This is a genomic window from Croceicoccus marinus (assembly GCF_001661675.2).
GTDB classification, from domain to species: Bacteria; Pseudomonadota; Alphaproteobacteria; order Sphingomonadales; family Sphingomonadaceae; genus Croceicoccus; species Croceicoccus marinus.
The window spans coordinates 2,228,896-2,254,625 of record NZ_CP019602.1 but is presented as its reverse complement, the minus strand read 5'-3'; the positions used below and the strand labels follow the sequence as shown (position 1 = coordinate 2,254,625).

Below are 25,730 nucleotides of genomic sequence, written 5' to 3'. Positions count from 1 at the left end.
CAATGTCCCTAGGCGATCGTGTTCTTGGACGCGTTCGGGTCGAACCCTTCCTTGCCCTGCACGCGGCGGCGCGGATGGCCCGATGCGATGCCGCCGGACAGGTCCTTCACGAAGGGCCATTGTGCGGCCACGGTCTCGTCATAGCCCAGGTTGAAGACGGTGGCCGAACGCTTGGGCCGGTCCTTCTTCTGATAATAGGTGCCAAGCAGCCGGTCCCAGAAATAGTTCGTGATGCCGAAATTGCCGTCCTCGTCGAAATAGTGATGTTCGACGTGGCGCTGCTTCATGTGCTGCACCCATTTCCACTTCGGCTTGAAGGCCAGGTGCTGGATGCAGTGCATGAACTCGTAATAGCAGGTCGTCAGCAGGCCGCCCGCAAAGGCCGCCGCCGCGCCGCCGATCCCGCCGATGGCATAGCCGATCGGCGCGGTGGCGAGGAAGATGGTGGGCACGGTGGTATGCAGCGCGCCAAACAGCACTTCCAGATGGTTCGGATCCTGGTGGTGGTCGTAGTGGATGCGCTTCCAGGTCGCCGCCAGCGGCTTGATCTTGTACATCCACTGCCCGTGCAGGACATACTGGTGCAGCAGGTGCCAGACCAGCGGATAGACGACCAGTGCCACGACGAACGATGCCGCCCCGCGCAGTGCGGTGGTGGGATAGAGCGCGAACGCCAGCACGCACAGCACGGTCAGCCCCAGATAGGCGATGATCGTGTAATGCTGGAAATAGGCGAAGACCAGCTGGCGCAAGGTCATCCTGTCCAGATAATGCGACCGCTTCCAGAACGGGAGATTCTCGGTGCCTCCCTGCGAAGGGGTGGCGGTTGTGGTGCTGTTGGCCATGTTCAAAATGCTTTGTGGCGGACTTGCGGCACGATGCCGCACTTGTCCCGGAACGTGCGGCCCTTAGCACAGGCTGAGAGCGGCTGGCCAGCAAGGCCAGGCGCTGAGCCGGTGCAAGGGACACGCAGCGTAACTAAGATGCAACGGCTGAATATCAACTGACGGGCGCGAAACCCGACGGCAAAAGGGCCGCCCGGTCGCCCGGACAGCCCCTTTTTACTGATTACAGATGATCCGATCAGTCGTTTTCGACCGCCATCGGTTCCTCGGCCATGTCCGTGGTCATGGTGGTCTCGTCATCGGTGGTCATGGTGCCCATGGTGTTCTCGTCAGTCATCATGCTGTCGCCTTCCTGAGCCTGTCCGGGCGCGGGAACGGTCGGTTCGGTCATGGCCGGATCGGTCATGCCCGGATCGGTCATCATGGTTTCGTCTTCGGTGACCGGATCGGCCGGTTCGCCGCAGGCCGACAGGCCGATCAGTGCGAACGAGGCAAGGGCGGGCAGTGCAAAATTCTTCATGGTGCGACTCCGTTAAATATGGCGCAATTGTGGCTTAGACGCGCAATTCGCCAACTTGTTCCGCCGCGGCGGGAAGGAAGCCGCTATTCCTCGGTCTTGAGCAGCACCGTCTCGCCAATCAGGGCAAACAGCAGGAAGGGCGCCCAAGCGGCAAGGAACGGCGGATAGCCGCCGAAATTCCCGACCGCGATGGCCGCATTGTCCACCACGAAATAGGCGAAGCCCAGTGACATGCCGATGACCGCACGCACGAACAGCTGCCCCGAACGCGCCAGTCCGAACGCGGCGACCGCGCCCAGCAGCGGCATCAGCAGCGCCGAAAGCGGGCCCGAGATCTTGTGCCACCATTCGCCCCTGATCTCTTGCGTGCGGCGGCCCGCCGCGTCGAGCGCGTCGATCGATTCGGTCAGGTCGAACAGGTTCTGCGACTGCGCATCGACCTTGCTGATCGCGATCTCGCGCGGGGTGATACCCTCGGCCACGACGGCGGAGGACAGGGTCTCCTGCTCGGCGGTGGCGATGTTGAAGCGGACCGGGTTTTCCAGCCGCCAGCCGGGATTGGCATAGGTCGCGCGATCGGCGCGCCATTGTTCGGAAAGCATCAGCTGCGGATCGCGCCGATACCAGGTCACGCCGACCAGCTGCATCGCATCGCCCGTTCCCACGGCGGAACGCGCCGACAGGATCGCGTCTCCCTCGGCCAGATAGATATTACTGCGCGTCTTGCCGCCCGTGGGGATCGGGCCGTATTCGGCATCCTCCCACGCGGACAGGGTCGCGGTGGAGCGGGTCACGACGCGTTCGTTGAACGCGAAGCTGGCGAGCGAGACGAGCGCGGCGGTGGCCACCAGCGGGGCCAGGATCTGGTGCGCGGAAAGGCCGGCGGCCTTCATCGCGATGACCTCGCTGTTCTGGTTCAATGTGGCCAGCGTGATGATCGTCGCCAGCAGCACCGAATAGGGCAGGAAGCGCGCCACCAGCTGCGGCGCGCGCAGCGAGACATAGGTCCACAGCTCGCCCTGTCCGTTGCCGGGGGCGGCCAGGATGTCGCCGCTGGTGCCCAGCAGGTCCAGCATCTGCAGCACCAGCACCAGCATGGCCAGCACCGCGAAGATGCGGACCGCGAACATCTTGGCGAGGTAGATCGTCAGCCGCTTGGACGGGAAGAAATCAAGCTGCACGCGATTGCTCCGCATCGTGCGCGGCGCGCGCCTTGGCCGCCAGTTCGCGGTTGCCGGTGAACCTCAGCAGGCGGAAGATCACCATGAAGCGCTTGGCCACAAAGGCCGCGCCCTTTTCAAGCCAGCCGATCGCCTGCCCGCCCGGCACGTAGGCGACGCGCCAGTACATCCACGCGATCAGCGCCGCGAACAGAACGAACGGCACCCACAGCGACACCAGCGGGCTGACAAGGCCCAGTGCCGCGACATCCTCGCCGTACTGGTTCACCTTGTGATAGGCGACGACCATCACGATCGACACGAACACGCCAAGCGTGGAACTGGACCGCTTGGGCGGAATGGCAAGCGACACCGCCAGCAGCGGGAGGAGCAGCATCATCACCACCTCGACCAGCCGGAAATTCAGGCTGGCCAGTGTCTGGTTGCGCAGTTCCTTTGGAATATTCTTGTTCCAGCCCAGGTTGAGCAATTCGGGCAGGATATATTCCTTCTCCGCCCCGCCGCGTGTGCGGAACCGCTCGATCTCGGGCAGGTCGATGGGGAGGTCGTAGCTGGCGAAGCTGAGCACACGGGGCGTGGGAATCGCGCGCTGGTCCTGCACGATGGTCCCGTCCGTCAGGCGCAGGATAATGGTGTTGGGCTCATCCTCGTTGGCGAGGAACTGCCCCTGCCGGGCCGAAATCGACAGCATGTCGCCGTCGGGCTGCGTTACGCGCGCGAAGATGCCCGACAATTCGCGCCCGTTGTCGCGGCTCTCCTCGATCCTCAGCGCGGTGCGATCCTCGAGCGTAGTGAACTCGCCCACCTTGATCGACGCGCCCAGCGCCCCCGATTGCAGTTCGAACGTCAGCCGCGAATAGTCGTAGCGCGCCACAGGCTGGACGAAATAGACCAGCACGAAGTTCAGGGCGACCAGCGCCAGCGTAATCAGATAGGGCACGCGCAGCAGCCGCGTATAGCCAAGCCCGACCGCGCGCATCACGTCGAGTTCCGAACTTGTCGCCAGCTTGCGGAATGCAAACAGGATGCCGAGCATCAGGCCAAGCGGGATCGCCAGGCTCATATATTCGGGCAGCAGGTTCGCCAGCATGCGGAAGATCACGCCGATAGGCCCGCCTTCGTCGGCCACCACCTCGAACAGGCGGAGCATCTTGTCGAGGATCAGCAGCGACGCGGCCAGCGCCAGCGTCCCCAGCATCGGCATCAGCACGAGCTTGAAGATGTAGCGGTCGACGTCGGTGATGAAGTTCTTGAACAAGTCCGGTCGAGCTTTCGGCGTTGGCAGGCGGCCCGTCAGGGCATCAGGGTTGTGCCGCCTTAACCGCATCGGGGCGGAAGGTCACGCCCCGCCCGTCACCCTTTTTGCCCGCCATCCTTTTTGAATGTCGTCACACCGGCGCGGGCATTCAGTCCTTTTCCAGCGTGCATTGCAGGGGATGCTGGTTCGCGCGGGCGAAATCCATGACCTGGTTCACCTTGGTCTCGGCGATTTCATAGGGAAAGACGCCGCAGACGCCCACGCCGCGCTGGTGCACGTGGAGCATCACGCGGGTCGCCTGCTCCATGTCCATGCGGAAATAGCGCTTGAGCACCATCACGACGAATTCCATCGGCGTGTAATCGTCGTTGAGCATGAGCACCTTGAACTGGCTCGGCTTCTTGGGCTTGGCACGGGTGCGGGTGGCGATACCGACCTGTCCCGCGCCGCCCTTGCCGCCGTCCGACGGATCGTCGCCGCCCTCATCGGAACATACCGGGCCGGTCGCGCGGGTGATAGGGGCGCCAGGGCACGCGTCACGATCGGCCAGCCTGCCGTCGATGGCCCCGTTCGGGTCGGCCAAAGGGGAATCGGATCGGGAAAGCATCATCATTTGGCAGAATATCGTATCGAGGGCCCGCCATACAAGAGGCGGTTGATCCGGATTTGGCAGGATCGGCCGCCGACCCTGCGGGATCGCAACGAAAAGGGCCGGATACGCCACGCGTACCCGGCCCGATCCGGTGATGCGCGCGGGGCGCGCATCCAAAGGCAGCCGATCAGGCGGCCTTGATCTTTTCCATGGCGAGGCTCATGCGCGTCGACAGCGGCTGGGCCGCGTCATTGGCAAGCTTCAGCATGGCTTCGGTGTTCTTCGACGACATGGCAACGGCCTTGTCGAAGTTCTTGCGAAGCAGCGCGCTCTGCATCTGGAAGAAATCGGTCGGCGACTTGACCGACGCCATTTCCTTCACCTCGGCCGTCAGGGCTTCGAACTCGGACTTGCTGTCGGCGACAGCGGCCTTGCTCATTTCCTGCATGCCGGCAGCGAAGATCTTGGTCGATTCCATCATGGCTTCAAGGTTGCCCTTGGTGAACTCACCGGCTTCCTTGAACATCTCACTGCTCTTCTTGTAGGCGTCCTGCGACTTGGCGGTCATTTCGGCCATGGCGCTCTGGAACGACTGGGTCATCATTTCAGCGTCGGTCATCTTAACGAACTCCTGCGTGATATTAGGTTTTCTTGCTGGCGGAATGGAGGATGGCTTGCCCGAAGTGGTCGGTTCCGGCTGTTTGGGTGCCGGAGCGGCCGAAGTCGTGGCGGCCAGCGGCGCCTTTTCCACGGTCCGGGAAGGTTTTTCAGCCTCCGGCTCTTTCGGAGCGGCCGGCGTCGCGGCGGCTTCCTTCGAAGCGGGCTTGGATGGAGCGGGCGCGGTCGCTGCGGATTTGGGCGCAGCAGACTTGGACGCAGCAGGCTTAGACGCAGCAGACTTGGACGCAGCAGGCTGGGCATCAGCGGTCTTCGCGGGCGGTTCGGACGGCGCCGATTCCTTCGCCGTGGCGATCGCCTGCGAAGATGCTTCCACCTTCAGCGCATCCGTATCGGGTGCGGGCAGTTCATCGGGCTTGCCTTCGGGCACCGCGAATTTCTGCGCGGCCTGCTGGGCAGGCTTCGGTTCGGGCTGCTGCGCTTTCAGCGTCTCGGCGACCGGCTTTGCAGCATCCGCCTTTTCGGGGATCTGCGCCACGGTCTTCTGCTGTGCAGGCTTCGCGGGCGCCGGTTTCCCGGCTGCGGCCTTGCGGCGAGGACCCTTTCGCGCACCCTTGCCGGGTGAGGTCTTCTTTGTCCCGGACCCATTGGCCTTGGGGGCGTTCGTATCCTGCTTGTCGTCTGCCATGGCAAACACCTTCGCGTTCTCAGTCCGGGGGTAGTCTCCCTCGTGCCGATCCGGAGAATTGGCTGTAGCCCGGCACGTTCATCGCAAGATTTCTGCTGCGATGTTGCGGTGCACAATAGCGATTCTAACAGGCTTCGTCAAAAGAATTTTGTGCAGTGCACAAATTCTCGGCCGAAGGTGCAGCATAAAATCCGAAAACCGATTCGGCTTGTGCCGGATCCTCGAAAAGAATCAGCCCTTTACATAGCGGCCCGGCGCATCTTCGATGACGGTGTCGCCGCGTCCGCCGGGCTTGCGCTTGCCGCTCGCTTTTACTTCATCGGCGTCAATATCGCGAATCCAGCCAAGCCAGTGATCCCACCAGCTGCCCGGCGTCTCGACCGCCTGGTCGAGGAAGCTTTCGAGACTGTCCGGCAGGGCCGCAGCCTTTGTCTTGCCCTTAGGCCGGGGCAGGGCCCAGAACTGGTACTTCCTCGCCTCCGGCGGATTGACGACCCCGGCGATATGGCCCGATCCGGCCAGCATGAATTCCATCGGGCCGGAAAACTGCTCCGTCAGCTTCCACACGCTTCTTGCCGGGGCGATGTGGTCTTCGCGGCCTGCCTGGATGAAGCTGGGCGTCTTAATCTTCCGCAGGTCGATGGGCGTACCGTTCAGCGTGATCGCGTCCGGCACGACCAGCAGGTTCTCGTGATAGAGCTGCCGCAGATATTCGCGGTGGAACCGCGCGGGCAGATTGGTGCCATGCCCGTTCCAGTACAGCAGGTCGAAAGGCTTGTAGTCCTCGCCCAGAAGGTAATTGTTGATCACATAGGCCCACAGCAGATCGGGGCTGCGCAGCAGGTTGAACGCCAGGCTTAGATAGCGCCCGTCGACAAAGCCTTCGGTCGCCAGCGAATCGACGGTGGCCAGCTGCTGCTCGTCGATGAAGGCCTTCAGCTCGCCCGCTTCGGAAAAATCGACCTGCGCGGTGAAATAGGTCGCGGATGCCACCCTGTCGTCTTCCCCGCGCCGGGCCAGCATGGCCAGCGTCGCGGCCAGCGTCGTCCCGGCCACGCAATAGCCGATCGCGTGCACTGCCGGCACGCCCAGCCGTTCGCGCACCGCATCGATCGCCTCGACCTGGGCGGCGGCGTAATCCTCCCACCCGATGTCGGCCATCGAGGGATCCGCCGATTTCCAGCTGACCATGAACGTGCTGATCCCCTGGTCGAGGCAGTATTTCACGAAGCTTTTCTTCGGGGTCAGGTCGAGGATGTAGAAACGGTTGATCCACGGCGGGAAGATCACCAGCGGCACCGACAGCACCTTGTCGGTCGTGGGGGTGTACTGGATCAGCTGGAACAGCGGCGTTTCATGCACCACCTTGCCGGGCGTCGCGGCAATATTTTCGCCAATGGTGAAGGCGGTCTTGTCGGTATGGGTCAGCTGGCCCGCCTGAAGGTCGGCCAGGAAGTGCGACATGCCCTTGACCAGGTTCTCGCCGCCCGTTTCCAGCGTGCGCGCGATCACCACCGGATTGGTCAGCGGGAAATGCGCAGGCGACATGGCCTCGGTCAGCAGGCGCGTGAAGAAGGACAGCTGCATCTTGCGGTCGGCGGGCAGGCCTTCGGCGCGGGCGGCGGCGTCCATGATCTGCTCCGCGGCCATCAGATACGCCTGGTGCAGCATCGCGAACACCGGATTGTCGCGCCACTGCGGATCGGCAAAGCGCCGGTCCGACCGGGGCAGGCCCGGCAGGTCCGCGAGACTGGCGGGATCGGCGCCCGCGGCCATGAACTGGCCCATGATCGTTTCCCACAAGGCCAGCATGTCGGCAAAGGCGCGATTGGCGGCATCGTTTTGCCCCGGCGTGAACTGCGCCATCCATTGCCCGGCCATCTCCATCCAGCGCGAGGGATCGGCGAGGCCGCTGGCGGCCATCGCGGGGTTCTGGCGTGCGAAATCCTGCCACATCGCGGTCAGCCTGGTGACGATCTCGTTCCAGTCGGTCTCGGTCCCGTCCCCCGTCTCGCCGTCCCCCGTCTCGCCGCTCGCCGTCTCGCCCTCCGCCGGCTCGCCGTCTTCCGCTTCCCCGGGCGTCTGCGGCGGGAAGAACGCATTCATCATCTGCTGCGCGGCCTGCGACTGCAGCGCGATCATGTCGCGCATCGGCCCCTCCATCAGCGGGGCGAAGGGGCCCGCGAACAGGGACGACGGCAGGGCGTAGGCCGTTTCGGGCGCCTTACCATCCGGCGAATCGCCGTTCGCCATGTCGCTGCTGGTGCCGTTCTTTCGCTTGGTGGCCATGGCAATCTTCCGTCCCGGGCGCTGTGTCTGCTTGCAAGTTCCATGGTGGTGGCTGCGCAGCAAAATGGCAACTGGATCATGGCTTACTGAAACATCGCGGCGCGATTTGCCTTGCGATGGGCATATTCTGCAAGCATGGGCAGGCTACGCGGGCTCTGCCGGGAACGGCGGATGGTCGCCCGCGCCTTCACGCCAATGGATAAGAGAAAGATGAGTCAGGATTTCTACCGCATCAAGCGCCTTCCCCCCTATGTCATCGCTGAAGTGAACGACATGCGGGCCGCGGCGCGGCGAGCGGGCAGGGACATCATCGACCTCGGCATGGGCAATCCCGACCTGCCGCCGCCCCAGCATGTCATCGACAAGCTGTGCGAAGTGGCGCGCAAGGGCGACGCGCACGGCTATTCGCAGTCCAAGGGGATTCCCGGCCTGCGCCGCGCCCAGGCCAATTATTACGCCAAGCGCTTCAACGTCGAACTGGACCCCGAGCGCGAGATCGTCGTGACGATGGGATCGAAGGAAGGACTGGCTAGCTTGGCCACCGCGGTCACCGCGCCGGGCGACGTGGTGCTGGCGCCCAATCCGTCGTACCCGATCCACACCTTCGGCTTCATCATCGCGGGCGCGACCATCCGCGAGGTGCCGACGACGCCCGACGAGCGTTACTGGAAGGCGCTGGAGTCCGCGATGCGCCATACCGTGCCGCGTCCGACCATGCTGATCGTCAACTATCCGTCGAACCCGACGGCCGAGACGGTCGATCTGGCTTTCTATGAGCGGCTGGTCGCCTGGGCGAAGGAGAATAATGTCTGGATCGTATCCGACCTTGCCTATTCCGAGCTGTATTACGACGGCAAGCCCACGCGATCAATCCTGGAAGTGCCGGGCGCGAAGGACGTGGCGGTCGAGTTCACCTCGATGTCCAAGACCTATTCCATGGCGGGCTGGCGCATGGGATTCGCCGTCGGCAACCGCGAACTGATCGCGGCGCTGACGCGGGTGAAGAGCTATCTGGATTACGGCGCCTTCACGCCGATCCAGGCGGCGGCCTGCGCGGCGCTGAACGGGCCGCAGGACATCGTCGAGAAGAACCGCAACCTGTACCAGGCGCGCCGCGACGTGATGGTCGAGGCGTTCGGCCGCGCCGGCTGGGAAATCCCGCCGCCGCCCGCCTCGATGTTCGCATGGGCACCGCTGCCGCCCGCCCTGCGCGAGATGGGGAGCCTGGAATTCTCCAAGCAATTGCTTACCCATGCCGAGGTCGCGGTGGCGCCCGGCGTCGGCTATGGCGAACAGGGCGAGGGCTTCGTGCGCATCGCCATGGTCGAGAACGAGCAGCGGCTGCGCCAGGCCGCGCGCAACATAAAGCGCTGGTTCCGCTCGATGGGGATGAACGTCTGAAACGGCGGCAAATGTTTCCTGGCGCCTCTTTCCCCGATTGCCAGACGGGGCGAAGGGCGCTAGGGGCGCTTGCCTACACCACATGAGGGGCCCGATGGCGGAGTGGTGACGCAGCGGACTGCAAATCCGCGCACGCCGGTTCGATTCCGGCTCGGGCCTCCACTTTTATGCCTGGCATCGCCGTGTCGGGCATTTTTGCGTCTTGCCGCGGACGAAAGCTGCGGCTAACGGGACGCCGGATTGCCGCTTTAGCTCAGTTGGTAGAGCATCGCATTCGTAATGCGGGGGTCACAGGTTCGAGTCCTGTAAGCGGCACCATCCTTCTCAAAGCATCATAACCTTAGCGCGTCAGCGTTTGCTGGCGACAGTTCGTTCGACTTGGGAGCGTGCTGGGTTGCGGCTGGGTGTGCTTTGGGCAAGGAGGCGTGCCGCGCATGGCCGAAACATCTGCCTTTCGCCGGATTTGCACTGTTAGGAAATTGTCGGCTACCATCATTCCTTTCTCTAAATTAATGATTTACATGGGTTTGACGCTATTCGGCTGTGATGAGCGTCTGCGCTCGTAAGCCCATCACAAGGGCAATCGAATTGGCTTGACGGCGGAAAGCCCGTCTATCAGTGACCCTTCACAAAGAAGAGGGACCATGGCACGGCCACCGAAGCTACCGAAGCTACTTGAGCGTAAGATATACAAGACCGGACAAACGCGTGGCGCAGATGATGACCAGATTTGGCAGAATCGAGTTGGCCGGAACAGCACTGTACTCATTCCTCTTGCTGTTTGGCGCGCGCATCAGACAGTGCGCCAGCTGAACTACGAGAACGGTTACATTATTCTCGTGCCCCCGCCCGAGTATTTTGAAGGAGGCGGGGCTGCAGTCTTGAAGGCTGAAGGCATTCAAGTAGGACAAAATGCTCTTGTCTTCTATGAACTGCGCGCACACTGGAACCGATGGTCCCCTGCGGACCACGGATTGACGGCTCCAAACTCTCGTACCGCGCCTCTAGGAGGACAGTATGTTGCTCGCATCGCCAACACTACTGCTGCCGGTGACCAGAGGATCAATCATGGCTACACAACCACTGGTCTGAAGGGGGCAGGCATTCGACTCTACGAGTACGCACCGACCGACGTAATTTATAGCGCTAGGGTACAGCTGGAGGCGCTGTTTTGGCTCGCTGAGGATTCTATTCAAACCTGCGTCGAAGTAGGAATGGACGAGCAAGATGTTGGGATGCGACGAAAAACTGTTCTCGCTGATGCCGCAAGTCGCGGTCTCCTTGACTTTAACGCGCTGCGCGAAGCCCGAACAGTCGATCATGACCAGAAGCTTGTTTGTCCTCTATGCTTGGAGCGGCTTAGTAGTCTAGGCTTCATGAGTAGAATGGAGCAAGCCGCTGGACGTGAACGTCACGATCTTACCGTTACTGAGATTAATCTATTTCACATCAAAGAACTTGCGTTCGGCCTTTTTAATCATCGGCCGTACAACCTCGGCTGGGGCCACCATCACTGCAACGTCGTGTGCAAAGACAGTGGAATTGGCGAAACCTTGGACTGGATGAAAGAAGTCTTGAAGCGAAATCAGGAGCTATTGGGAGAATAAGGGCAATATCGCTTCGAACGATGTGGCACCCTGCAAATCGCTCCCCTTTGCACGCTGTAGCAGCATATCTGATTTCTCTCCGATGAATTGTGCAGCGTAAGTCACCCACCGATGTTCTATTTCGATACCGATAGCACGACGGTCAAGACTGACAGCTGCCGCAAGCGTACTTCCCGAACCCGCAAAGCAGTCGAGAACTACGTCACCCTCATAGCTGCTAGTTCGAATGATGTGACGCAACATATCCTGCGGTTTTTCGGCAGGGTGCTTTCCACGATACTGCCGTACATTCATAAAGTCCCAAACGTCCACCCAGGGTTCTTTTGGGTCAACGTTGAAAGCACGGATTACATCTTCGTACCTCGGCATTAGCCTTATTTCGCCCGTACTCCTTAAAGCATCACAAATTTTCCCGTATTGGTCGCGGCTCGGAATGTTGCGCCCGGTCTCCCAGTTTGACACGGCACCACCGTTGTTCACTTTGCCATATGCACCGGTCATCTCTGTGAGTTGGTTCGACGTTAGACCACACTGCTTCCGACACGCTTTTAAGAAATGACCAAACGGCGCGCGCTTTAGGTTCCCATCTGCCGCTGGAGTGGCAAAAATTATGCGTTCGGAATGTGGATACCAACGACGCAGTGAAGTCTTCTTCATCTTTTGTCGCCAACCATCATACCCAGGCTCATTTGGCTTGGTCCAAGTGATTAGTGATTGAAGATTATAGTCTTCGCTAAGCGCAACGCATAGAAATGGAGCCATATCGGACGAGCAAAAAAGATATAATGATCCATTAGGCCTTAGAATTCGCTTCCACTCCCTTCCAAGCGCCTTGATCCAGTCTACGAAATGGTCATCGTGGTCAAAATCAGAATCGCCGTAGATATTGGCCTTCTTGGTGCTGTGATAAGGCGGATCCACCAGGACAAGATCAACTGACCCGCTTGGAATTCTCGGGAGGCACTCCAGAGCGTCTCCACACGAGAGCGAGAGTTCGTCGTTGCTGAATGCTTCGCTATGGCTGAGCGAGCCTCTTATACGCTGAAAGGCATGCTCACGATTAGCTGGATAGACTTCATCGCGAGACTTTGGAATCTGGAAAGACAAGGCGCTTGTGTTCCTGTTTGGTTCTGATCGAACGATAACCAGGACGTGCCGAGATTGCACTAAAAAAGCACCAGCAATCCCCCGCAAATTAACGATTGGCTTGCAAGGAATATCAAACCCAAGATCCTTGCAAAGGTATTTCGGATCGATCCCGAATGCCTCGAGGTAGGATGGCCGAACATGGGGCAGGCGAACCTTCAGGCCTCTAGAAGCAATTGGTACCCGTTCAGTTACGTCAGAACCGTATAACCGCCGCCCTTCAGCGTTGGGGGTCGATCAAAGGGATCATCAAGCCGTCATTCCAGTTACTCGCAGAGGCTGGTAACTGATGATGGCAATTTGTTAAGGCGCTGCTGCTGCGGGAACCGGAGTATCTTATATGAAGTGACGGTTCCTGCCGCCCCTTCCACCCACCAAGCCCTCGGCCCGCGCCGGGGGCTTTTTTGATTCCAGCAAGAGGAAAATCCCATGCATTACATCCGCACGGCGGAGGCGATGGCGCGCGTCCTGGATACGCAGCTTGAGCCCAAGCTTCACACCATCCTGATCGAACATCAGGAACGGCTGGCGGCCTACTACGGCTTTCGCTTCGAAGAACTGGCCGAGTTCCTGATCGTGGAGCGCGGAGACACGCTGGCTGAAACAGAAGACTCCTACAGCAGGCGGCTGGTCGAGCACGACGCCTTTATCATGCCGGTCGAGTTGGCAATTCGGCACAGCAGATGGATTGAAGTGATCTTCATCCTGTCGGACGACGGTTTCGGTTTGGTCCTGCTGGTTGAGACCGGCGAGGGCGCGGATCCCTTGCTGCTTTCTGCCTGCCAGCATGCTCTGCTCGAACACGAAAACTTCGATCCCGGCCATGACGGCTGATCCAGCTTTGTTCCGGTAGCTCACCTGCTGACCGGCTCTTCAATTGCAAACCCAACCAGCGCCTCACGGGCGCTTTTTTTATGGAAGGAATACACGCATGCTTTCCTTACCCGATGCTGCGGCCATCGAAGCCGCATTGCGCCAGCCGCTTTCTGCCGACCTTCACATGATGCTTGCAGCACGCCTGCAGCATAGCAGGGCGCAGGGCCTTGGCGATCTGACGTACATCGTTGTTATCGAATGCGGAGATGCAGAGGCAGCCGTCAAGCAGGTGCTAGGCTGGTCGCCACTGATGCATCCGATCGACGGGACGCGATATGACGACAGTGGCTTTCAACCCTACTGGGCATGGCTGAGCGATCTTGGCGGCTGGTACGAACTGATCCACCCGATCGGCAACGACGGCTTTGCCTATATTCTGCTGATCGAGCAAGGCGACGGCCCCTTTGCCGCGATGTGCGGGGGCCACCTATGATGCGGGTCATCGGCTATATCGTCGCTGCCTGTATCGCCATCGCTGCCTTCAAGTTGGCGATTGTGGTGGGCGCGATCGTTCTCGCAATCATGTTCCTCTTCTCGATCATCACGCGTCCGGCAGAAACCTTCACTTGGATGCTGGGCTTTACCGTGCTGGGCATGATGAATGCGTATCCCCTTGCAGGGCTCATCGTCATTGGTCTGCTTCTTGCCGCATGGTTGGCAGACAAAATCAATCAATAGCGGTAAGCGGGTGTTTTTCCGCTAAGTCTGCATCCGTTCCGCTTGCCGTATGGATCGCCTTTAAAATCGCTTCATCCGATCGACCCCGACGGCAAAGGTTTGCAAGCTGAAAAATTTCTGCCTCGGTTAAGGTGATTTGCCCATTGTGCTTCTCGCCAGCGATCACGCAGGGAAAGCGGATATCCACGAGCCGACCCGTCTTCCTGACGTAAAGCTTCGAACGATGAAGCGTCGGTATCCTCTCTACGACATGCTTTGGCTGGATCTTCTGGAAAAACACTTCCCCGCCTTCAAGCAACGATCCTTCCCTTGGCCGGAAACTGACCTTCACTACCTGCTCCCATATAGAAAACCAGCCTCCTTATATAGAACAAATCAAGTACGATCAACTTCGAAATTATCTCATATAATCAGTGATATCTGAACCTGTTAAATTAGCCCCTTGATGGGCAACAGGCGAACGTCTCCGCACGATCGACCTCTTTAACAACCCCGGGCACCGAAACGGCCCAATGTTCAGGAACACACGAATGCAAAATTTCCCCAACCTTCAAACTCCATTTCCGCTTGGTTTCGAGATTTACGACCTACGAGCCACGGCCAAACGCCGCTTTCTTGAATACGGCGAGGAGGCAGTGAAAGAATACCTCGCAGTCCTTATTCGAGACGGCAGCAAAACGTTCTTTGAAGACCTATGGGAAGCCGTTCGCTTCATTGTCGATGGCTACCACTTCGAGCAGTGCGTTTCCGACGTGCTGGCGAAGTACGAGGGGGTCCTTTGGGAGCGTTGGAACGGCGATCATTACCGTCCCATCGGCTGAACGGCGAACTGGAATTCTGACAAACTGACACTCGGGCGGGAGCTTCGCGGCTCTCGCCCCCTTTTTTTGCCTGCCCGACAGCGGGTTTTGAGTTTTCAATATGGACAACGATAAAGATAAAAGACCGAACCCACTTTTAGCATTCTCACTCGCCGGTTTGGGCAACACCCTTGCCGAGAATGCTGAGGCAGCCGAACCCCTCTTGGGAAAACTTTCCCTTCGCGGCGAAGTGAGTGTTTGGTACGCACCGCCCAATACCGGGAAAACGCTCATCATTCTGGCGCTCATTGTTGAGGCAGTGACGGCCGGCCGCATTGAGGGTGGCGACGTATTCTACATCAACGCTGACGACAGTGCTCACGGCCTTGCGGCGAAGGTGCAAGTTGCCGATGATTTCGGCATCAACTTCTTGGCTCCGGGACAGCAACGTTTTGAGCTTAACAGGCTCGTGCCTGCCATGCAGCAGATGGCAAAGGACGATACAGCCAAAGGCAAACTGGTTGTCGTAGATACGCTCAAAAAGGTCGCTGACCTTATGAACAAGAGCGAATGCAGGGAGTTCGGCAAGGCTGCTCGCGCGTTTTCATTAGCCGGTGGCACATTCGTGGGTCTGGCCCACACCAACAAAGCGCGATCGCCAAGCCAGAAGCTCATTTACGCTGGAACGACCGACGTGCTGGAGGACTTCGACAGCGCATTCCTCATCGATCCGGACGGCTGTGATAGCAGCATGAACCAAAAGATCGTTCGATTCGAATGTATTAAGAGTCGTGGTCCGAATGCGCAGCATGCCTTCTACCGCTACAGCACTGAGAAGGATCTGGCATATCCCGATCGGCTCTCAACGGTCGAACAAACGGATCCGGTTTACGGCATGAACGAACCAGACGAGGACGGCCCTAACCACCTGATCCGTGCTGCGATTGCGACAGTCATTCGCGAAGGGATAAGGACCAAGATGAGGATCGCGGCCGAGGTTCAGAGGCGAACCAACATTAGCCGCAAAAAAGTTCTGGACATTATCAAGGCAAACTCTGGCCCTGATCCGGAGGTCCACTTGTGGCACTACAAGCGTGTCGAGCATGGTGCTCACCAATACGAGCTGCACAAACTGCCAGTCACAGACGCTGAGCACGATACAACCTGACAGCGCTGAGCAGCTTTCGAGAATGCCAGCATGCCGCTGTCATTAGGGAAGCAGGTGCAGCTTCTCAGAAATCCAGAATTCTAGCCAGAACGGCAAAATTGCCCCATCCGCCGTCTAAAATCATACCCTGCTGCCGTGCGCAGCTTGCCCCACGTTGGCCCAGAGTCGGCAAATGTGGACCGTTTTGTCCTGCCCGATGGCCTCACCGTCTGCGCCCGCCAGTTGTGCCTCTCCGGGGCTGTCAGCGGCTGGGCGTCAAACCCAACCTCACAAGGAAATCTAACCATGCCCAGGCGAAAGCTTGATGCCGCGTTCTGCGCGAGCGCAATCTGCCAACCGAACAAAAAGCGGGTGGACTATTACGACACACAGATAACCGGCTTTGTGCTGGAAGTCCGCGCGAATGGCGGGAAGACGTATTACCTGCGTTACCTCGATGCGTCCGGTCGCCAGAAACAACACAAAATCGGCGGCTACACCGACATCACCTTCGATCAGGCCCGGAAGAAGGCGAGGGCGTTGCGGGCGGAAGTCGTGTTGGGCGAAGATCCAGCCGCCAAGAAAGCGAAACACAAAGCCATTCCGCTGTATTGCGATTTGGCGAAGCAGCACCTTGAGAACGCCAAGACCTACCAGCGCAGTTACGACACCACTGAAATGTACATGAACCGGCACATCATCCCGCGCTGGGGAAAGATGCGGCTAGATGAGATCAAACCACAAGCAATCAGCCAGTGGCTGGCGGAGAAAGGGGAAACCCTAGCGCCCTCCACGGTTGAAAAGCTTCGGGTGATGTTCGGGAGATCGTTCGAACTCGGTCTAAAATGGAGTGTTCCGGGCTGCGAGCGCAATCCGGTGAAGGCCGTCCCCCGCAAGCGGTTCAACAACAAGCGGGAACGGTTCCTGACGTCGGACGAGGCTGACAGGCTTTTGACAGCAGCGGGTCGATCGAAGAACCCGCAGCTGCGCAACATCATTGCCTTGCTGCTACTTACTGGGGCGAGGCGAAATGAACTGCTCAAGGCAGAATGGAAGGACGTGGATGTTGAGCGGCAATCCTGGCTCATTCCCGACAGCAAGACCAGCAAGCCGCGTTACGTTCCGTTGTCCAAAGCGGCACTCGAGGTAATAGAAAGCCTGCCTCGCTACGAAAAGTGTCCCTATCTCGTTCCGAACCCAAAAACCTGCAAGCCGTTTGTCGGCCTGAAGACAGCATGGGATTGGGTTCGCAAGGAAGCAGGCATGCCCGATCTACGGCTTCATGACCTTAGGCATTCTGCCGCCTCCTTCATGATCAACGCGGGCATCAACTTGTTCGCAGTCGGAAAGGTTCTTGGTCATGCCGATCACCAGTCGACCATGCGATACAGCCACCTTGCCGACGAAACGCTGCTTGCTGCCGTAGAGGCGGGAGCGGCCAAGCTGCGCGGTGACCAGCCGCCAGCCGCCTAAACGATCTACCGAGCCCGGGCCTCCATCAACGGGGGTTCGGGTTCGGCCTCCCCCTCCTTTTTATTTTTTTTTTGCAAACTGCAGGGACTGAAATGATCGACCAGACGACAGGCGTGCTCGACCGACTACGTGTTCTCGACGCCGCCATCGCACAACACAGCAACAGACATGATCGTGCAATCATCCTGATCAAGGGATGCCTAGCTGAAGGGATAAACCGGGGTCCGGAAATTATACAGACGTTGACTGACCTTAGCTTCGATCGCCGCCACGCGGGCAAAATGCTCAGCGACGAGTGTGGGCCGAACCCTGAACGCCACCATTGGGAAAAGTTGACTGACGGGAGCTACCGATCGCACGGCGGAAGCTGATCCGGCGTTTTCCAGAAGTTAAGCAGTTTCGCTGACCAGTTAGCTGGAAATCAACGCTAGGAGGCGGGCGCAGGAAACAGTGGGGGTGAACGATGAGACGGTTTGGATTTGCACTGGCGGCATTGACGCTGCTTTCAGTTACACCTGTCTTTGGTGCCGCCTTCGCCCATCCTGGTGGACTGGCTTCGGACGGCTGTCACAATGATAGGAAGAACGGGGGACGGCACTGTCATCGGGCTCCCAGCGGCCATAGCAGCGCGCCTGCACCGGTTAGCCGCTTTAGTGGCGGGAGTGGCGGTGCTTATCCAAACTGTGCCACTGCGCGTGCAGCTGGCGCTGCGCCTGTGCGGCGTGGTCAGCCTGGATATGGCCCGCATCTCGATCGCGACAATGACGGCGTCGGTTGCGAATAGCCGCCTGCGCCGGTCTGAAATCCGACCGGATAGGTCTTTCTTGGGTCAACTGCGTTTGCGTCAAACCTCACATCGCTTTGTCAAAAACAGCCCATATAGAGCACTATTGTTGCGCGCATTAACCAGAAAAACACCTCCTCATTGAATAAGGGCATGTCCGACGGGGAAGCGAAGAGAACTCGGCCGGGTCGGCGAGATCCGCTCGCCTAATTGGGGGTAATATGAAAATAAAGAATTTTGCTATGCCAGTGTTGCTTCTGGCAGCCGTCAATCCTGCTTTTGCGCAGTCCACGGTGGTTCAAGCGGTTCCGGCTGTCGCACCGGCGCAGCCGCAGGCAACAGTCTTGACGTTGCCTGCAAACACAGAGCTGACGATCACGCCCAACTCCGAAGTGTCATCGAAGACGATGAAGGAGGGCGATGTCTTCACCTTCAGCACCGTCTATGATGTCATCATGAATGGATACGTTGTCATCCCCAAGGGCACGCGCGGTCAGGGAAAAATTACATGGCGGACCGGAAAGGGCGCGTTCGGAAAGTCGGCGAAGATGGACCTCGGTTTCGAATGGCTCGAGATTGGCGGCCGGCGCGTAGCCGTTGAAGGCACGCATCGGCAGGAAGGGCAAGGAAATACGGCAGCTACTCTCGGCACCGTTCTCGCCGTAGGTCCCTTTGCTGCATTTGTGACCGGCAAATCTGCGACCGTGCCAAACGGCATGCAATTGAAAGCATTTACAGCGGAATCTATCCAGTTCAGCACAAGCGGCGTAGCTCCAGTACCGCAGCAAGCCGCTGTACTTGGTGCTTCCGGTGTTTCACAAGGCACGACACCGATGGTTTCGGCCGTCGCCTCAGGTGATCACGCTCAGTAGAAACGCGCTTTGACTTGCATGTGCCCGGTGGGGCGGCGATTGCGTCGCCCCATCAATTCATCTGATATCTAACCCGCAGAGAATCGTATGATACAGCTGGGAGTGAAAATGCCGACCAGAATACTTCCTTTGTCTCTGCTGTTGATCATCGGTGCCTGCACAACGCCTGCAGACGTTTCACGCCCGGCTTCCACGCAAGCTGACGAAAACGCAGAAACGAAGGTGATACCGACTAATGTCGGTTTCGATGTTGATGTCTCCTATTCCCGCTATCAGTTCGTTCCAGAAACCGGTGCGCTGATCACGGCCTGCCGATCGATCGCGCTGGGTCGTGCGCAAGAAGAAGCGCGTCTCCAAGGGCGCGAGATTGAACCGATCGCTGAGCAGGACATCAGAGTTTCCACTGGCAGGAACATTCTGAACGCCCGCACGAAATGTCGTGCCTACCTTGAAGCTCGCTGGAAGACCTGACTTTCCTTAATACTCAGACGGCTGGAGGGTAGATCGATTAGTTATGGAAGGACATCATCCTGCGATTCTCGCCAGCATCATAATCCCTTGAGGCTATGATCTAATTGGAAATGCAGGGCTGATATCAAATGCGCGACTGGCTGACTGACGAAGAGCGGGCAAACGAAGACCGAAACGCGTGGAAGCTGAAGCTGGAAGCCACGGTGCTTGGAACCCTGATGCTGTACGTGGCTTTGACTGCCGCCTTCGGATAGTTGTGATGAGGTCAAGCCGGGATAAAGAGTTTTGGATGGCAGCGCTGCTTATCGAAAAGACTCGCGGCGTCGAGGCAGCGGAATATATTGAGGCCCGACGACGAAAGTTTGCGAGCGTTGGCGATGATGGCGGGGCCAAGCTTTGGACGGAGATTGGTGCAAAATTGGCAGCACTCAATCCTGATCGCTGAAATTAGCTGTCCTACATCGAACAAATAGTGAACATGAAGTGCCTCAAACGAATCGGAGGCTTGCCATGCTTATTCTCGATCCCGCGATGGTGGTGGCTCTAGCGGTCGCTCTGTCGGCAGCGTCTAGTCTTGTATGGGCCGTCAGACGGAAGCCTTAGCTACTGGTCGTTCTGCGCGACACATTGCAAAACCTCCGCCCCGGCCAGAAAAGCGCAATGGACGTCCTGCTCTGTTCCGGCCACTGCTAGCCTGCGCACAAGCTCCTGCTCAGCAGCAATCAATTCATCCTCGCTCATATCAGCGAAGAAACCGAACTCCGGTCGATCACCGACGTGCGCTACGCAATCAATACGTTCAAGCCAGTCGCAGAAATGTCGAACGCGGTGATTCACCTATTAAATCTCGCTTGTATCCATGCAGGCGTTGTCTTCTTGGGCTGACTACCAGCCGCTCCTGAAGATTTGCTTAGCTCTCGAACTCGGGGGTTTCACCAGGTCTGCAGGACGGCCACATGCCACGACCGTAAAGCTTGCGTGGTTCAATCGCCCGTTCGGGCGACGGAAATCCGTAGAGCTTTCGCTGTACGGCCCAGTCTGTTGGAACATTTGACATAAGAAGGTCATGCCGACGCAGGGCTGGCGGCTGCGTTCCATCGAGGATTGCTGTCACAATGTCCGGTGCAAGGTAGTTAAGACGGACGAGCCTGGCAAATTTGGCCGGTCGACAATGCTGCATCTGAGCGAGTTCCTCGGCTGAAGCGTCTCTATGTTCCTCGACCAAGCGTTGAGCATTTCTCGCACTTTTGATGAGATTCACAAGTTGGGGATCCGGCGTGGCAGAATGAGAGGGGTCCCTGACCTGGATATGCAGAGATGGCCACCGCGCCGCTGCGATAGCCCGCGCTTTCACAACCAAATCATAGCGTGCATCGCTGCACGGCCAATCGGCGGGGCGACCGCGAAAGGCTGCTGCTCCAGTCCACTCTAGATATCGTCTCAATTCTAGCGATCGAATGCCAATCGTCAGTTCGTCCTCTGCCAATTCGACCTCATAAAGAAGTGCTGAGAACAAGGTTTCAAGATGTTGGCCTGGAGTGACGCCTAAGCGATCTGCAGCTCGGCTTCCCAAGTCAGTCAGGCGGACTAGCTCTGGCCCGTGTAAGCCTAGAGTCTTCAGCGCCGTTCGCAACTTGCGACGATCGCAAAGAAATTCCGATATTGAAGCCATAACCAGTCGGTCGAGTTCGTCTGCATTGGCTCGATATGCCCGCCGAAATTCCTTCTGAGACCAGCTTGTGTTGCTGGATGCATATGCGCAGTAAGTCTTGCCTCTATGCCAGTTAAGGTCGAGCCGCATGTGACGGCCCAAATCGTCCTGTAGCAAGTCCGCCAAAAAGTGGCCGGTGCCCTTGGAGCCAAGTGCTTTTCGCTTCCTCTGAGCGCTGACTGCCTGCGCAGCTTTCCACGTTCGCGGTGTGATTATGGGGGCGTGCTCGCCTTTGTAATTCTCACCTTCGCCACGGATCTCGCCGACATAAATCGGATTTTGCAAAATGCCGTAGACAGTTCCGGGACTGAGGCGCTTTCCACCTCGTGCTTCACCGTTTTTCAAATACTTTACCGAGCTTTGGAGACCAGCTTCTCGCACCTCGGTCATGACCGCAGTGTAACGCCGAGTCTCGAGAAATCGCTGGAAAATGAATCGAACAATCTCAGCCTCTCGCTCTTCAATTTGCAGCCCCTCACGTGTTGCTATGTAGCCGAACGGTGGGAGCCCACCGTGAACCTTGCCGTGACGCTTTCGAGTCCGAATTCCGTCCCTAGCTCGCTCAGCGATCAGTTCGCGTTCGAATTGCGAGAAGGTCAACAAGACGTTCAAGATCATCTTGCCCATGCTGTCTGATGTGTCGAAGGCCTGCGAGACGGAGACGAGCGCAATTTCGCGCCTATCGAAAATCTCAACCAGCCGCACAAAGTCAAATAGGCTCCTGGTCAGTCGATCGATCTTGTAAACGACGACCATGTCGACCCTCCCGGCTTCGATGTCGTGCATCAGTCGCGCCAGAGCAGGCCGCTCCAGCCCACTGCCTGAATGACCCCCATCGTCGTAGCGGTCGGGCAGCTCAAGCCATCCTTTGTACTGCTGACTTTTGATATAGGCGCTGCTGATCTCGCGTTGGGTGACGAGAGAATTTACTTCGTGATCGAGCCGAATGTTGGTGCTCTTTCGCGTGTAAATTGCACAGCGATTGAGCGGTTTTTCTTTGTCCGTTGCCACTGGGAATCTCCTAGCTTGCTGTCTGTACGAGGCGACCAGGTTAGAAGCTTCTATCTGGGCAGAGGTATGGTTGCTCTGGGTCGGTTACGTGGCGTTCTGAAGGAGAGAAGTAACGGCCATTTGGATCTAAGCCGACGCGCAGGGGGCTTTGTCTGATCGCCAAGAAGATGACAAACTTCGTTAACGAACTCGGTCCAAGGGGGCTTTTGTCTCAATCCGCTTGACGCGGTCATCGTTGTAACCACTTGATGATCAATGGAGATTGATTGGGGGAACAGCAAATTGCGTGTCTTGCTGGTCGAGGATGAACCGCTCCACCAGAAGTTGTTTGCCGCTTGGATCAACCAAGCCGGACATCAAGTGGTCGGTGTGCTCGATCCGCGCAAGGCCGAAGCCGCAATGATGCATCATCTGCCCGACATTGCGATCATAGATATCCGCCTGCCTCACATAGACGGATTGAAACTGATTGCACTCTTGCGTCGCCGGCCCGAACTCATTGCCATTCCGATCATCGCAGTCACCGTGCTGAACGATGAATATGACGAGCGAAGTTGCCTGCTTGCTGGCGCTGACGTCTATGTCACCAAGCCTTTCAGCCGAGCTGAATTGCTAGCTCTTCTGCACCGATTTGCGACCGGTCGGGAGTCTGTGGGGTAGATGCTGGCATGAGCTATTCGCGAGACTATAGAAAAAATGCCGCAGATGAACGTCAGGCTGCCTTAGACGCAAAACTGCCTGAGGTCGCAGCCCGGCATCTCATGCTCGCCCGCCGTTGGGATGAGATTGCCGACGAACTGGATCGGTTGTCTAACGCTGTAGTCGTGAACGGAACCGGAACTCCACCATCTATATCTTCCGAGGGTGAACCACTTGAATAATACGACGACTAACCGAGGCGCACAGCCGTCATTCGGTTGCTGAAGATCTAGTGCCTCAGCATTCGTTCGCTCGCACCATGTCGGCCTTTACGGCTCCTGACCGTTTATCCTAAATTTGGCTCCAGTCTGTTGATTTCCGCTGAGAAGTGACCCGGGTGCGGTAATAATTTCCATTGAGAACTGACCCATGTTGAACTCACCCCTGGCTTTGGCGAGCGGGGGATCATGGAGTGTTGGACATGGCGTTATTGAGCGCAATCCGGCGCTGGCATCATCGAGACCAGCTTTCGATCCGCGAGATTGCGAGACGCACGGGACTGTCACGCAATACGATCCGCAAGTACCTGCGTGCTGGCTCGGCCGAGCCCCAGTTCAAGGTGCCCGAGCGGCCGACCAGGCAATCAGCTAGGATGCAAACTCGTTCAGGGCCAGAAGATCGTGCCAGACGCGTTGGCAAAGGGTATGGGGCGGGTCGCAATTGAGGGTTATATCCTATGAAAGTGCTTTCCCAAGGACACTGCTAGGCCGCTTGCTCTATGCACTTTGGGTGATCGCTGGGTGATTTCCGACCGGTCTCCCCTAGGACTATCTAAGATATTGACAGAAAATAGATTTTCAGTAGCGGTGACCCGGTTTCGTAATGCGGGGGTCACAGGTTCGAGTCCTGTAAGCGGCACCATCCTTCTCGGAACATCGCAATAACCCTTTCGTCGGCACCTCCGCCGGAGGTCGCCGGTGAATGAGCCTTGCTGTGGGTTCGTTCGGGGGTGGCTGGACGCGTTTTCCGGCATCGAATCCGGCGTGATCGAGGCGTTTCGGGCCAAGCCAACCGACCGTATCCAGCTGATCTCGTGGAAGCGCACAGGGCTTTGCCTGATCGCCAGGAAGATGACAAATTTCGTTAACGAACTCTGGTCAAGGGGGCTTTTGTCTCAATCCGCTTGACGCGGTCATCGTTGTAACCACTTGATGATCAATGGAGATTGATTGGGGAAACAGCAAATTGCGTGTCTTGCTGGTCGAGGATGAACCGCTCCATCAGAAGCTGTTCGCCGCGTGGATCAACCAGGCCGGACATCAGGTGGTCGGCGTGCTCGATCCGCGCAAGGCCGAAGCCGCAATGCTGCATCATCTGCCCGACGTTGCGATCATAGATATCCGCCTACCTCACATAGACGGACTGAAACTGATTGCACTCTTGCGTCGCCGGCCCGAACTTATTGCCATTCCGATCATCGCAGTCACCGTGTTGAACGACGAATATGACGAGCGGAGTTGCCTGCTTGCTGGCGCTGACGTCTATGTCACCAAGCCTTTCAGCCGAGCCGAATTGCTAGCTCTTTTGCACCGATTTGCGACCGGTCGGGAGTCGGTGGGGTAGATGCTGGCGTGAGCTATTCGCGAGACTATAGAAAAAACGCCGCAGATGAACGTCAGGCTGCCGTAGACGCAAAACTGCCGGAGGTCGCAGCCCGGCATCTCATGCTCGCCCGCCGCTGGGATGAGATTGCCGACGAACTGGATCGGTTGGCTAACGCTATAGTTTCGAACGGAACCGGAACTCCACCATCTATATCTTCCGAGCGTGAACGCCTTGACCAATGCGACGACTGACCGAGCGTCGCAGCCGTCATTCGATTGCTAACGATATTGCGCCTTGATCCCTGCAAGCGGCACCATTCTTTCCAGGACTTGGTAACAAGCCTTGCGCTGGCGGTTACCGGCGGAACGGCCCGGGGGCCGGGTCAAATTTCACGATCCGATACGCAGGCAGGCGCTTCCTTCGCCGGCGAGGCTGGTGCTAGGGCTTGGCGATGCAGGGAAACGTGGCAAGGGCGAACCGCCGCACCATCTTGAAAACAGCGCAGGGACTGGCCCTGGCTGGGGCAATGGCAGGCGCTGGCGTCATCGCCGCACCTGCCGCGGCTGCGCGCCGGCGGCCTTTGCCGCCCCGATTGCGCATGGGCGACACCGTGGGTCTGGTCGAACCGGCCAGTCCGCTGGACGACCCCTCGCGTATCGACGAGGTCGCGGCGACGGTCCGGGCGATGGGGTTGGTGCCCCTGCTTGGATCCAATGTCGGCGCGGTCGAGGGATATTTGGCCGGCACCGACGAGCAGCGCGCCGCCGACATCAACGCGATGTACGCCGATCCCGCCATCCGGGCGCTGTTCGCGGTGCGGGGTGGATGGGGAAGCGCGCGTATCCTGCCGCTGCTAGACTGGGATCTGATCCGCGCCCGCCCCAAGCTGCTGATCGGCTTCAGCGACATTACCGCGCTGCATCTAGGCTTTGCCGAAAGGGCCGGATTTCCCACGCTGCACGCGCCCAATGCCGGGGGCCGCTGGCCGGCCGATAGCTGGAACAGTTTCTGGTGGCTGGCCTTTGCCGGGGCGGGGCCGGTGCTGGAACTGCGCCGCCACACCGGCTGGCCCGACCCTGCGTATGAGGTGCTGACGCCCGGCGTAGTGGAAGGCCCACTGCTCGGCGGCAATCTGTCGGTGCTGTCGGCGCTGGTCGGAACGCCATGGATGCCCGACATGACCGGGGCCGTGCTGTTCCTCGAGGACGTGGGCGAGGCGCCCTACCGGATCGACCGGATGATGAGCCAGCTGGCGCTATCCGGCATGCTGGGCAAGGCGGCGGGTGTTGTCTTTGGCCAATGCACCAATTGTTCGCCCGATGATGCCGACGGGGTGTCGGTCGCCGATGTCATGCGCCATCATCTTGGAGCCCTGGGCGTGCCCGCCTGCATCGGGGCCAATATCGGCCATGTCGCGGGCCAGGTGAGCCTGCCGTCCGGGGCAAGGGTGCGCCTCGACGCGGGGGCGGGGACGCTTGCGGTGCTGGAGGCGATCGTCGCCTGAACGATCTGCCGATT

The 25,730-nt window shown here is 58.8% G+C and carries 28 protein-coding genes, 2 tRNA genes and 1 pseudogene; 20 read left to right on the top strand and 11 right to left on the bottom strand.

Annotation, left to right across the window (positions count from 1 at the left end):
- Positions 1–8: 8 nt before the first annotated feature.
- The 7 genes from A9D14_RS10785 to A9D14_RS10755 form a co-directional block, all read right to left on the bottom strand.
- Entirely contained in the window at positions 9–845 is an 837-nt protein-coding gene (locus A9D14_RS10785) for a sterol desaturase family protein (protein WP_066846257.1), read from the bottom strand.
- A gap of 238 nt (positions 846–1,083) precedes the next feature.
- Complete coding sequence (locus tag A9D14_RS10780) at positions 1,084–1,365, bottom strand: hypothetical protein (RefSeq protein WP_066846254.1); 282 nt, start codon at positions 1,363–1,365, stop codon at positions 1,084–1,086.
- Between the two features lie 83 nt (positions 1,366–1,448).
- Entirely contained in the window at positions 1,449–2,546 is a 1,098-nt protein-coding gene (gene lptG, locus A9D14_RS10775) for an LPS export ABC transporter permease LptG (RefSeq protein ID WP_066846251.1), read from the bottom strand.
- Positions 2,536–3,750 carry an LptF/LptG family permease gene (locus tag A9D14_RS10770; protein WP_232468938.1) on the bottom strand — a complete coding sequence of 405 codons (1,215 nt, stop codon included), beginning with the start codon at positions 3,748–3,750 and terminating at the stop codon, positions 2,536–2,538. Before A9D14_RS10770 ends, lptG begins: the two co-directional genes overlap by 11 nt.
- A gap of 202 nt (positions 3,751–3,952) precedes the next feature.
- Entirely contained in the window at positions 3,953–4,387 is a 435-nt protein-coding gene (gene clpS, locus A9D14_RS20065) for an ATP-dependent Clp protease adapter ClpS (protein ID WP_232468502.1), read from the bottom strand.
- 196 nt (positions 4,388–4,583) lie between these two features.
- Entirely contained in the window at positions 4,584–5,702 is a 1,119-nt protein-coding gene (locus A9D14_RS10760) for a phasin family protein (protein ID WP_066846246.1), read from the bottom strand.
- A gap of 231 nt (positions 5,703–5,933) precedes the next feature.
- Entirely contained in the window at positions 5,934–7,991 is a 2,058-nt protein-coding gene (locus A9D14_RS10755; protein WP_066846244.1) for a PHA/PHB synthase family protein, read from the bottom strand.
- A 210-nt stretch (positions 7,992–8,201) separates the two neighbouring features.
- On the opposite strand from A9D14_RS10755, the gene A9D14_RS10750 reads away from it, so the two are divergent.
- From A9D14_RS10750 to A9D14_RS10735, 4 genes are all read left to right on the top strand, one after another.
- Entirely contained in the window at positions 8,202–9,392 is a 1,191-nt protein-coding gene (locus tag A9D14_RS10750) for an LL-diaminopimelate aminotransferase (RefSeq protein ID WP_066846242.1), read from the top strand.
- An 88-nt stretch (positions 9,393–9,480) separates the two neighbouring features.
- A tRNA-Cys gene (locus A9D14_RS10745) sits at positions 9,481–9,554 on the top strand.
- 80 nt (positions 9,555–9,634) lie between these two features.
- A tRNA-Thr gene (locus A9D14_RS10740) sits at positions 9,635–9,710 on the top strand.
- Between the two features lie 326 nt (positions 9,711–10,036).
- Complete coding sequence (locus tag A9D14_RS10735) at positions 10,037–10,999, top strand: BstXI family restriction endonuclease (RefSeq protein ID WP_083987863.1); 963 nt, start codon at positions 10,037–10,039, stop codon at positions 10,997–10,999.
- On the opposite strand, the gene A9D14_RS10730 is transcribed toward A9D14_RS10735, so the two are convergent.
- Positions 10,985–12,106 carry a DNA-methyltransferase gene (locus tag A9D14_RS10730; RefSeq protein ID WP_198302003.1) on the bottom strand — a complete coding sequence of 374 codons (1,122 nt, stop codon included), beginning with the start codon at positions 12,104–12,106 and terminating at the stop codon, positions 10,985–10,987. The genes A9D14_RS10735 and A9D14_RS10730 overlap by 15 nt on opposite strands.
- A gap of 468 nt (positions 12,107–12,574) precedes the next feature.
- Between A9D14_RS10730 and A9D14_RS10725 the strand changes: the two genes are divergently transcribed.
- From A9D14_RS10725 to A9D14_RS10715, 3 genes are all read left to right on the top strand, one after another.
- Positions 12,575–12,979, top strand: coding sequence for a hypothetical protein (locus A9D14_RS10725; RefSeq protein WP_066846233.1), 405 nt, complete (start codon positions 12,575–12,577; stop codon positions 12,977–12,979).
- A gap of 97 nt (positions 12,980–13,076) precedes the next feature.
- Entirely contained in the window at positions 13,077–13,454 is a 378-nt protein-coding gene (locus A9D14_RS10720; protein ID WP_066846230.1) for a hypothetical protein, read from the top strand.
- The gene (locus A9D14_RS10715) at positions 13,451–13,699 is read left to right on the top strand and encodes a hypothetical protein (protein WP_066846227.1); all 249 of its coding nucleotides are present in this window, start codon (positions 13,451–13,453) and stop codon (positions 13,697–13,699) included. Before A9D14_RS10720 ends, A9D14_RS10715 begins: the two co-directional genes overlap by 4 nt.
- Here the strand turns inward: A9D14_RS10715 and A9D14_RS19480 are convergent.
- Positions 13,689–14,030: a hypothetical protein gene (locus tag A9D14_RS19480; protein ID WP_157668196.1), complete on the bottom strand. Its 342-nt coding sequence runs from the start codon at positions 14,028–14,030 to the stop codon at positions 13,689–13,691. The two genes, A9D14_RS10715 and A9D14_RS19480, sit on opposite strands and share 11 nt — an antisense overlap.
- Before the next feature lie 199 nt (positions 14,031–14,229).
- Between A9D14_RS19480 and A9D14_RS10710 the strand changes: the two genes are divergently transcribed.
- From A9D14_RS10710 to A9D14_RS19470, 9 genes are all read left to right on the top strand, one after another.
- Positions 14,230–14,520 (top strand): hypothetical protein, encoded by a 291-nt coding sequence (locus A9D14_RS10710; protein ID WP_157668195.1) that lies wholly within the window; start codon positions 14,230–14,232, stop codon positions 14,518–14,520.
- Between the two features lie 100 nt (positions 14,521–14,620).
- Positions 14,621–15,667 (top strand): AAA family ATPase, encoded by a 1,047-nt coding sequence (locus A9D14_RS10705; RefSeq protein ID WP_066846221.1) that lies wholly within the window; start codon positions 14,621–14,623, stop codon positions 15,665–15,667.
- A gap of 174 nt (positions 15,668–15,841) precedes the next feature.
- Positions 15,842–17,119: a site-specific integrase gene (locus A9D14_RS10700; protein WP_157668194.1), complete on the top strand. Its 1,278-nt coding sequence runs from the start codon at positions 15,842–15,844 to the stop codon at positions 17,117–17,119.
- Positions 17,120–17,211: 92 nt separating this feature from the next.
- Positions 17,212–17,490, top strand: a complete 279-nt coding sequence (locus A9D14_RS10695; protein WP_066846215.1) for a hypothetical protein — start codon at positions 17,212–17,214, stop codon at positions 17,488–17,490.
- A gap of 92 nt (positions 17,491–17,582) precedes the next feature.
- Positions 17,583–17,903, top strand: a complete 321-nt coding sequence (locus tag A9D14_RS10690; protein WP_083987862.1) for an excalibur calcium-binding domain-containing protein — start codon at positions 17,583–17,585, stop codon at positions 17,901–17,903.
- Between the two features lie 221 nt (positions 17,904–18,124).
- On the top strand, positions 18,125–18,775 hold the full coding sequence (locus tag A9D14_RS10685; protein ID WP_066846212.1) for a hypothetical protein: 651 nt from the start codon (positions 18,125–18,127) through the stop codon (positions 18,773–18,775).
- Between the two features lie 102 nt (positions 18,776–18,877).
- Positions 18,878–19,246 carry a hypothetical protein gene (locus A9D14_RS19475; protein ID WP_157668193.1) on the top strand — a complete coding sequence of 123 codons (369 nt, stop codon included), beginning with the start codon at positions 18,878–18,880 and terminating at the stop codon, positions 19,244–19,246.
- A 128-nt stretch (positions 19,247–19,374) separates the two neighbouring features.
- Positions 19,375–19,500, top strand: coding sequence for a hypothetical protein (locus tag A9D14_RS20300; protein WP_269769209.1), 126 nt, complete (start codon positions 19,375–19,377; stop codon positions 19,498–19,500).
- A 35-nt stretch (positions 19,501–19,535) separates the two neighbouring features.
- Positions 19,536–19,691, top strand: coding sequence for a DUF6961 family protein (locus A9D14_RS19470; protein WP_157668192.1), 156 nt, complete (start codon positions 19,536–19,538; stop codon positions 19,689–19,691).
- Between the two features lie 158 nt (positions 19,692–19,849).
- On the opposite strand, the gene A9D14_RS19465 is transcribed toward A9D14_RS19470, so the two are convergent.
- Both A9D14_RS19465 and A9D14_RS10680 read right to left on the bottom strand, forming a co-directional pair.
- Positions 19,850–20,083, bottom strand: coding sequence for a hypothetical protein (locus tag A9D14_RS19465; RefSeq protein ID WP_157668191.1), 234 nt, complete (start codon positions 20,081–20,083; stop codon positions 19,850–19,852).
- A 73-nt stretch (positions 20,084–20,156) separates the two neighbouring features.
- Positions 20,157–21,968, bottom strand: coding sequence for a recombinase family protein (locus A9D14_RS10680; RefSeq protein ID WP_066846208.1), 1,812 nt, complete (start codon positions 21,966–21,968; stop codon positions 20,157–20,159).
- Positions 21,969–22,223: 255 nt separating this feature from the next.
- On the opposite strand from A9D14_RS10680, the gene A9D14_RS10675 reads away from it, so the two are divergent.
- The 4 genes and pseudogenes from A9D14_RS10675 (at position 22,224) to A9D14_RS10655 (ending at position 25,716) form a co-directional block, all read left to right on the top strand.
- Positions 22,224–22,628 carry a response regulator gene (locus tag A9D14_RS10675; RefSeq protein WP_066846205.1) on the top strand — a complete coding sequence of 135 codons (405 nt, stop codon included), beginning with the start codon at positions 22,224–22,226 and terminating at the stop codon, positions 22,626–22,628.
- Between the two features lie 460 nt (positions 22,629–23,088).
- A pseudogene (locus A9D14_RS19460) lies at positions 23,089–23,247 on the top strand (sigma factor-like helix-turn-helix DNA-binding protein); the annotation flags it as partial.
- 578 nt (positions 23,248–23,825) lie between these two features.
- Positions 23,826–24,230 (top strand): response regulator, encoded by a 405-nt coding sequence (locus tag A9D14_RS10660; protein ID WP_066846202.1) that lies wholly within the window; start codon positions 23,826–23,828, stop codon positions 24,228–24,230.
- 508 nt (positions 24,231–24,738) lie between these two features.
- A complete protein-coding gene (locus tag A9D14_RS10655; RefSeq protein WP_066846199.1) occupies positions 24,739–25,716 on the top strand; it encodes a S66 peptidase family protein in 978 nt (325 codons plus the stop codon).
- Positions 25,717–25,730 lie beyond the last annotated feature (14 nt).